The sequence below is a fragment of the Amycolatopsis sp. NPDC043887 genome (assembly GCF_056435665.1).
The window spans coordinates 776313-784220 of record NZ_JBWKEB010000001.1; the positions used below are offsets into that span (position 1 = coordinate 776313).

11 protein-coding genes are annotated in these 7908 nt (G+C 69.7%); 6 read left to right on the forward strand and 5 right to left on the reverse strand.

The window, feature by feature from the left end; genetic code table 11:
• Positions 1-27 precede the first annotated feature (27 nt).
• Both AC069H_RS03830 and AC069H_RS03835 read right to left on the reverse strand, forming a co-directional pair.
• Complete coding sequence (locus AC069H_RS03830; protein ID WP_478231259.1) at positions 28-801, reverse strand: SigB/SigF/SigG family RNA polymerase sigma factor; 774 nt, start codon at positions 799-801, stop codon at positions 28-30.
• Positions 798-1214 carry an anti-sigma factor gene (locus tag AC069H_RS03835; RefSeq protein ID WP_478223664.1) on the reverse strand — a complete coding sequence of 139 codons (417 nt, stop codon included), beginning with the start codon at positions 1212-1214 and terminating at the stop codon, positions 798-800. The genes AC069H_RS03830 and AC069H_RS03835 overlap by 4 nt, the downstream gene beginning before the upstream one ends.
• Before the next feature lie 136 nt (positions 1215-1350).
• Here AC069H_RS03835 and AC069H_RS03840 point away from each other — a divergent pair, with 136 nt between their 5' ends.
• The 4 genes from AC069H_RS03840 to AC069H_RS03855 all read left to right on the forward strand — a co-directional run bounded on the left by AC069H_RS03840 (position 1351) and on the right by AC069H_RS03855 (position 3813).
• On the forward strand, positions 1351-1659 hold the full coding sequence (locus tag AC069H_RS03840) for a WhiB family transcriptional regulator (RefSeq protein ID WP_478231260.1): 309 nt from the start codon (positions 1351-1353) through the stop codon (positions 1657-1659).
• A 214-nt stretch (positions 1660-1873) separates the two neighbouring features.
• Entirely contained in the window at positions 1874-2227 is a 354-nt protein-coding gene (locus AC069H_RS03845) for an STAS domain-containing protein (RefSeq protein WP_126732363.1), read from the forward strand.
• 54 nt (positions 2228-2281) lie between these two features.
• The gene (locus AC069H_RS03850; RefSeq protein ID WP_395862365.1) at positions 2282-3067 is read left to right on the forward strand and encodes a metal-dependent hydrolase; all 786 of its coding nucleotides are present in this window, start codon (positions 2282-2284) and stop codon (positions 3065-3067) included.
• Between the two features lie 188 nt (positions 3068-3255).
• Entirely contained in the window at positions 3256-3813 is a 558-nt protein-coding gene (locus AC069H_RS03855; RefSeq protein ID WP_478231261.1) for a TetR/AcrR family transcriptional regulator, read from the forward strand.
• A 61-nt stretch (positions 3814-3874) separates the two neighbouring features.
• Here the strand turns inward: AC069H_RS03855 and AC069H_RS03860 are convergent, their stop codons facing one another.
• Entirely contained in the window at positions 3875-4141 is a 267-nt protein-coding gene (locus AC069H_RS03860; protein ID WP_478231262.1) for a hypothetical protein, read from the reverse strand.
• Positions 4142-4225: 84 nt separating this feature from the next.
• Here AC069H_RS03860 and AC069H_RS03865 point away from each other — a divergent pair, with 84 nt between their 5' ends.
• Entirely contained in the window at positions 4226-4624 is a 399-nt protein-coding gene (locus tag AC069H_RS03865; RefSeq protein WP_478231263.1) for a hypothetical protein, read from the forward strand.
• A 43-nt stretch (positions 4625-4667) separates the two neighbouring features.
• Here the strand turns inward: AC069H_RS03865 and AC069H_RS03870 are convergent, their stop codons facing one another.
• Both AC069H_RS03870 and AC069H_RS03875 read right to left on the reverse strand, forming a co-directional pair.
• Positions 4668-6302, reverse strand: a complete 1635-nt coding sequence (locus tag AC069H_RS03870; RefSeq protein ID WP_478231265.1) for an ABC transporter permease — start codon at positions 6300-6302, stop codon at positions 4668-4670.
• Complete coding sequence (locus AC069H_RS03875) at positions 6299-7195, reverse strand: ABC transporter ATP-binding protein (RefSeq protein ID WP_478223658.1); 897 nt, start codon at positions 7193-7195, stop codon at positions 6299-6301. Before AC069H_RS03875 ends, AC069H_RS03870 begins: the two co-directional genes overlap by 4 nt.
• A gap of 94 nt (positions 7196-7289) precedes the next feature.
• Here AC069H_RS03875 and AC069H_RS03880 point away from each other — a divergent pair, with 94 nt between their 5' ends.
• A complete protein-coding gene (locus AC069H_RS03880) occupies positions 7290-7793 on the forward strand; it encodes a GbsR/MarR family transcriptional regulator (RefSeq protein WP_478223657.1) in 504 nt (167 codons plus the stop codon).
• Positions 7794-7908: the final 115 nt, after the last annotated feature.

Sequence of the window (7908 nt, forward strand, 5' to 3'; positions counted from 1 at the left end):
CAGATACCCACAAGGGCCGTCGGCGAATCAGGTCCCGTTCGTGAGTTCGGTCTCGCTCAGACCTTCCCGCAGTTTCTTGAGCGTGGCGGCGAGCAATCTTGACACCTGCATCTGGGAAACACCGACACGGCGGGCGATGTCCGACTGACTCATCCCGGACCCGAACCGCAGCGCGACGATCTTGCGCTCACGGTCGGGCAGCCGTTCCAGCATCGGCCGCAGCGCCTCGCGCAGCTCCGCCTGGCTCAGGTTGGCGTCGGCCTCGCCGAAGCGGGTGTGCGCCGAGTTCTCCAGGAGGTTGTCCAGCGAGGCTCCGTACCGGCCCTGGCCGGCACGGAGACCCTCGTAGACCTCGTCGATCGGGACGCCGAGATGGGCGGCGATCTCACTGGGCTTCGGCGCGCGGGAGAGCCGGATCGTCAGCTCTTCGCGCACGGCCGAGATGTTCGCGTTCAGCTCCTTGAGGCGCCGGGGCACCCGCACCGACCAGCTGTTGTCGCGGAAGTGGTGCCGCAGCTCGCCGGAGATGGTGGGGACCGCGAAGGCCAGGAAGTCGCTCCCCTGGCCGGGGTCGAACCGGTCGACGGCGTGGATCAGCCCGATCGTCGCGATCTGGACCAGATCCTCCATCGACTCGTCCCGGTTGCGGAACTTGCGCGCCAGATTGCGCGCGAGTTCGAGGTGCGCGCGCACCAGCTCGTCCCGCAGCGCTTCGCGTTCGGGAACGCCTTGGGGCAGCGCGCACATGCGCTCGAACAGGGCCGGGACGTCCGCGCCGTCTTGCTCGACGGGTTCGGTCACGGCCGGGCCGCCTCGCTCTCCCGGACGAGTTCCACCCTGGACAGGTAGCCGCCGTCGGCCGGGGTGACACTCCGCCGCGCGGACGTCGCCAGCGCGGTGAGCAGCTGCCAGGACAGACCGGTCTCGTCGTCGGGTTCCGGGGAGTCCGAAAGCACCGAGACGGTCACCTCGATCCGCCCGTCCTTCCACGAGAAAACGCAGTTCAGGTGCCCGTCGGCGGCCGAGGGGAGCAGCATGGAGCACGCCTCGTCCACCGCCATCCGGAGGTCTTCGACGGCGTCCAGGTCGAAGTCCTGGCGCATCGCGATGTCCGCGACGATCGTCCGGAGAGTCGGTACCACGTGCGGTACCGCGGCCGTGCGTACCTCGATGAGTTGAGCGCCCTCCCCGCTGGGCGGGGTGTTGTCCACCACGTGTGTTCCTCTCTCGAGCTGCGCTGCCGATCGGTCAGATGCCCTGGGTGTGAGCAAACCAAACCCACGTTTGAGCCGCGCAGGGGGCGGGCATGTAACCGGCGACAAACGATCTCCTGGGAAGGCGGGGACCGACATGGCTGACGTGAGCCGGCTGCCGAACGTGGTGGCGGAAGAGTGGGATTGGCAGCTCCGTGGGTCGTGCCGAGGCGCCGACAGCAGCTTGTTCTTCCACACGGACAACGAGCGTGGTTCGGCCCGCGAGCGGCGCGAATCGCGGGCCAAGGCCATCTGCCACACCTGCCCCGTGCTGGCGCAGTGCCGCAAGCACGCGCTCTCGGTGCAGGAGCCGTACGGCATCTGGGGTGGACTGGGCGAGATCGAGCGCCGCGAGCTGTTCCTCCGCGAGCGCCGCGCCGAGCGCAAGGCCTTGACCGCGCATTGAGCGCGTCCCGGGCACCGGTCGGCGACGCGCGCGACGGCGATCGTGGCGCCCCGTCCGTACTGGGTTAGGGTTGGGACTGTCGTTGCGGGGACAGCCACGCCTACCCGCCGAAGAAGAGCGTGCGTCCGTGTCCGGACTGGGCGCGGCCGTCGCTTGAGACCACAGGCGCGTTCCGGCGCTGAGCGTCGGTTCTCACCTGATGAGGAGAATGTGCATGCCCGCAGCGGACCAGAACACCACGCCGCCCGGTTTCAGCATCACGCTGGACGCCGACGCGTCTGAACCGCGTGTGGTGGTCACCGGTGAGCTCGACCTGCTGACGAGCCCGCAGCTTCAGGAGACCCTCGGGGCCCTGATCACCGACAAACCGTCGGGTCGGGTGGTCGCCGACCTGACCGGCGTGACGTTCTTCGACTCCTCGGCGCTGAACGTGGTGCTCCAGGCGCAGCGTCAGGCCGCCGAGAAGGAGGTCGAGCTCGAACTGGTGCCCAGCCCGCAGGTGAGCCGAGTGATCGAGCTCACCGGCGTCGCCGAGCACCTCAGCGTGTCGGAGGAGCCTCCCGCCTGATCCCCCGATACGGTCGTGGGCTCGTGATCCGCGACACCTGGGGGCAGCACGATGATGGGGCGGACGCATGCCCTGACCGGATGGTGCGCGGGCCTCGCGCTCGCACCCGCGGTCGGGGCGGGCACGGTGCACCAGGCGGTCGTGTTCGCCGCGACCACGGCCGGATTCGCTCTCCTGCCCGATCTGGACCATCCGGGCGCTCGCGCGTCGAAGCTGCTCGGCTGGTTCACCGGCGCGATCTCCTGGCTGCTTCGCCGGGTTTCGGCGGCTCTCTACGCGCTGACCAAGGGACCGCGCGACGAGAAGGTCACCGGTAAGCACCGGCACCTCTCGCACACCGTCCTGTTCGCCGTCGGCCTCGGCTTCCTGACCTCCTGGGGTACCGCCGAGGGCGGACCATGGGCCGTGTTCGGTGTCGTCGTCCTCGGCCTGCTGCTCGCGGAAGGCGCGCTCGGCGACTGGCTCCTGCCGGTCAGCGGCGCCGCGGTCGGCTGGTGGGTGTGGACCGCCCCACCGGACAAGGCGGCGCAACTGGCGGAGATCTCCGGCTGGCTCGGCATCGCCGTCGCGGCCGGGTGTTTCGTGCACTGCCTCGGCGACGCGCTGACCGAGTCCGGCTGTCCGTTCCTGTTCCCGATCCCGATCGCGGGCGAGACCTGGTACGAGATCCGGCCGCCGAAGCCGCTGCGGTTCCGCACCGGCAAGAAGGTGGAGAACCGGCTGATCTTCCCGGTGTTCGCGGTCGCCGCGGTGGTGCTGATCCCGGGTGTCTGGGAGTACCTCTTCACCACGGTCCAAGGACTGCTCACGCCGGACGGGACGCAGACCGCGGTCCACTGAGCTGTGCCCTGGGCCGACCGCTCTCCTTCACCTTCGCGACCCGGCCGCCGGTGCCGCGCCCAGAGAGCTCGGCGAGTAGTGAAGGCCTCCTTGCCTACCTTGAGGGTAGGCAAGGAGGCCTTCACGGAATGCCCTCGTCACCGGCGGCGTTGAATCGGAACGCCGGACCCGGTTGAGGAGGGGGAACAGTGGACAAGCCCGTGCTGCGCGCCGACGCGCGCCGCAACCGAGCGAAGGTGCTCGCGGCCGCCGAAGAGGCCTTCGCCGTCGAAGGCCTCGCTGTCCCCCTCGACGAGATCGCCCGGATCGCCGGTGTCGGCGCGGGCACCGTCTACCGGCATTTCCCCAGCAAGGAAGCGCTCTTCCAAGCCGTCGTGGTGGACCGGCTCGAACAGTTCGCGCGGGAAGCACGCGAACTGCTGACCGCCGAAGACCCCGGCGAAGCGTTCTTCGACTTCTTCAAACGCGTCGTCCAGCAGGCGTTGCGCAACCGGGCACTCTGCGACGCGCTCGCCGAGACGACCGGGCTGGGTTTCAAGGCGAGCGCGGGCGACGAGTTCCGCTCGGCGACGCAGGCGCTGCTGGCGCGGGCACAGGCCGCGGGCGCGGTGCGCGAGGACATCGACGGCGACGATCTGCGCGCCCTGATCGCCGGTTGCCTCGCCGCCGAACGGTACTCACTCGAAGAGCGGCATCTCGTGCGGATCATTGTCGACGGATTGCGCACGCTGCGTAACAAAACGTAAGATCAACGCGAGAAGTCCTCGTACCTGCGCTTCGCGTGGCGAGGGGGTGCCGGATGTTCGGTCAGGGTCCCACCACCGGTCCCGTCACGGTCGCGGCCATCGCCGGCCTCGCGACCGGGCTGCTCGTCGCCGCCCTCCTGGTGGCAAGCCGCGAGCCGCAGCGGCGCGTGTACGAAACCGGCACGACCCCGTCCCCGGCCACGACCTCCCGTTCGGTCGGGCCGGTCACGGTCACCGTGCCGGGCAGCGCCCCGGAACCGCTCGTCATCACCCGCACCAGCACACCGGCGCCGCGCACGGTGACCAGGACCGTGACGCCTTCACTCACCTCGACGGCACTTCCGACCAGTACGACCACGGGGTTCCGAATCGACTGATGCAACCAGGGCGGCCTTCGCCTCGTCTGCCCGGTATGCGGCGACTACCCGTTTTCCTGCTCCTGCTCCTGCTCGCGACCTTGACCGCGTGCGATTCCGGTGAGAAGGCCTGCCCGGCCATCGGCCTGGCGGAGGGGATCTCCCTCGACATCCCGCCGGAAGTGGCCGCCGGTATCACCCGCGTGTCGCTGGAGTTGTGCTGGGCGGGTGACTGTGTGACCGAGTCCGCGCCCGGTGGCGAGCACGTCTTCATCCCGACCCGGGGCTTGCCGACCACGCCGGTCCGGACCACGGTGACCCTCGACGACGGGAAACCCCACGTCCTCGACGTGACGCCGGTGATCGCCTATCCGGCGGGCGAGGCGTGCGGAGGCGGCGTGCCGACCGCGAAACTGGTCGTGAGACCCGGTGGCGAAGTACGGCAAGTACCGTGAAGGCCGCCCGCCCGACGGACGGCCTTCACGGTTTCCCCTGTGGCTAGCCGACGTCGCGACGCCGCCAGCCCATGAGCCCGGCCACGAGCGCGACCACGGCGACCGCGGTCAGCCAGACCAGCGGTGTCGCGGTGAACTCCGCGGCGGGCAGTTTCGGAACGTGCGAGAACGGTGAGGCGTCCACGACCGCCTGCGGCAGGTCCAGCACCGGGCCGAACATGCTGAGCAGCAACGCCAGCCCGGCGATCGCCCACGCCGCCGTCGAGAACTTCGGCGCCAGGCCGAAGAGCGTCACGGCGAGGCCGGTGATCACCCACACCGCCGGAAGCTGCGCCAGCGAAGCGACCACCATGTCCCCGACCGAGTCGGAGACACCGCCGGCCCGCATGCCGTTCGACAGTCCCAAAAGGACACCGCTGACGACCATCATCAGCGCCGTGCCGCCGAACGTGAACACGAGATGGCTTCCCAGCAGCCGCATCCTGCCCACGCTCGTCGCGAGCAGTGGCTCGACCCGAACGGCGGTCTCCTCGGCGCGGAGCCGCAACGCGGACTGCACGCCGTAGAGCGCGATGACCATGGCGAACAGGCCGGTCATCGCCGCCATGAAGGCGTCGATCAGCCCGTCCGTGCCGCCGAGGCGCTGGAAGATCTCCTTCGCCTGCCGGCTTTCCCCGACGACGTCGCCGATACCGCTCGCCACCGAGCCGAACACCGCGGCGCAGAACGCCGTGCCGATCAGCCAGCCGATCAACGGGCCCCGGTGCAGCCGCCACGCCAGCGCGAACGGGCTGCGCAGCGACGCCGCCGCCTCGGCGGGCCCGGGACGCGGCGGGATGATGCCGGTGCCGACGTCGCGCCGCGGGAGCAGCGCGTACCCGGCGGCGCCGACGACCACGGTCGCGGCCAGCGGCAGCAGGAACACCCACCAGCGCTCGTCGGCGAACGGCCGGATCTGCTGCGCCCACCCGATCGGGGAAAGCCAGGAGACCCAGGTCGCGTCCGAGGTCGAGTCGCCGACGGCGCGCAGCAGGAACGCGACCCCGACCGCGGTGGCGCCGATCCCGTTGGCCGTCCTCGAATACTCGCCGACCTGGACGGCCACCGCCGCGATCGCCGTGAAGACCAGCCCGGTCGCCGTAGTGGCGGCGCCGAGCGCGAGCGAGCCGCCGACGGGCAGCTTCGCGCCGATCATCAGCCCGGTCTCGACGAGTCCGATGAGGACACTCGCGCCGGCGGACACCAGCACGCCCGCGGTCAGCAGGGCGTATCGGCCGACCACCGCGGAGGCCAGCAGTTCCGCGCGGCCGGAGTCCTCCTCGGCGCGGGTGTGCCGGGTGACGGTGAAGACCGCCATCAGCCCGGCGACCAGGGCGAGGAACCCGCCGAGCCGCCAAGCGGTGAACCCGCCCGCGGTCGAGAGGTCGAAGGCCGGGCCGTAGATCAGCGAAAGCGACGGGTTCGCGCCCATGCTCGCGGTGAGCCCGGCCCGTTCGGCGGCCGTCGGGTACAGGGTTTCGAACGTCCCCGAGGAGGTCGAAGGCATGATCCCGAGCAGGACGATCCAGATCGGCAGGACGATCCGGTCCCGCCGCAGCGCCAGCCTGGTCAGCTGCCAAGTGCCGACGAGTCCGTGCGCGGCACCCGAGACCGCGGGACGGTCCAGCGTCGCGGTCATTTCGCGCTCGCTTCGGTGGTGTAGTGACGGAGGAAGAGCTCTTCGAGTGTCGGCGGCTGGCTGGTCAGGCTGCGGACGCCGACCTGGGTGAGCTGCCGCAGCGCTTCGTCGAGAGAGCGGGTTTCGACATCGAAGCGGACCCGGTTGCCCTCGACCTTGAGGTCGTGGATGTTCTGAAGTTTCGTCAGCCCGTTCGGCGGGCCGGCCAGCTCGGCCGAGATCGACGTCCTGGTGAGGTGCCGGAGCTCGGCCAGCGTGCCGGTCTCGACGGTGTGCCCGTTGCGGATGATGCTGACCTTGTCGCAGAGCGCCTCGACCTCGGCGAGGATGTGGCTCGACAGCAGCACCGTGCGGCCCTGCTCGCGTTCCTCCTGGATCGCGTACTGGAAGGTGGCCTCCATCAGCGGGTCGAGGCCCGAGGTCGGCTCGTCCAGGATCAGCAGGTCCACATGCGAGGCCAGCGCGGCCACGATCGCGACCTTCTGCCGGTTGCCCTTGGAGTAGGTGCGCCCCTTCTTCCTGGGGTCGAGGTCGAACCGCTCGATCAGATCCTTGCGGCGGCGCTGATCGAGCCCGCCCCGCAGCCGCCCCAGCAGATCGATCACCTCGCCGCCGGACAGGTTGGGCCAGAGGTTCACGTCGCCGGGGACGTAGGCGAGGCGCCGGTGCAGGCTCGCCGCGTCCTTCCAGGGATCGCCGCCGAGCAGGCGGACGTCGCCCGAGTCCGCATGGAGCAGGCCGAGCAGGACCCGGACGGTGGTCGACTTCCCCGCGCCGTTCGGGCCGAGGAAGCCGTGCACCTCCCCAACGGGTACCTGCAGGTCAAGGCCGTCCAAAGCCTTGGTCCGGCCGAAGGATTTGTGGAGGCCGGAGATGGAGATGGCGTTTTCCATGCGGCTGAATGTACAGTGATTTCACGAAGTTGTGAAGTTAAGAAACCGTATGGATGGTGTGATCACTCTGGGGGACGTAGGAGAGGATGTGCTCATGACGACGACGCCTGAGAGTGCTTCGAGCACCCAGAGAGACGAGGACGCCGTCCGCCGTTACGTGGAGCACCTGGGCCTCACGCTCTCCCAGATCGGGATGCAGAGGATGCCCGCCAGGGTGTTCGCCGCGCTGATGACCACCGACGCCGGCCGCCTCACCGCGGCCGAGCTGGCCGACCAGCTCTCGGTGAGCCCCGCCGCGATCTCGGGGGCCGTGCGGTACCTGGAACAGATCGGCCTGGTCGCCAAGGAGCGCGAGCCCGGCTCGCGCCGCGACCACTACCGGCTCTTCGACGACCTCTGGTACGCCACCTTCATGAAACGCGACCGCATGATCACCATGTGGCGCGACGCGGCCGACGAGGGCGTTTCGGCGCTGGGCGAGGACACGCCGGCGGGCGAGCGGGTCGCCGAGATGCGCGACTTCCTGAGCTTCATGATCAAGGAGCTCAACGACATGTACGCGAAGTGGCACGAGACGCGGGCCGAAAAGGGCAAGTAGGGCGCGCAGGCGCGGATGGTCGTTCGGTACAGGTGGTCGTGAGTGGCGATTCGGGTTCTAACCCGCATTGCCACTCACGACCCCCGCGAACCCCAAAGTGCCCGCCAACCCTTCC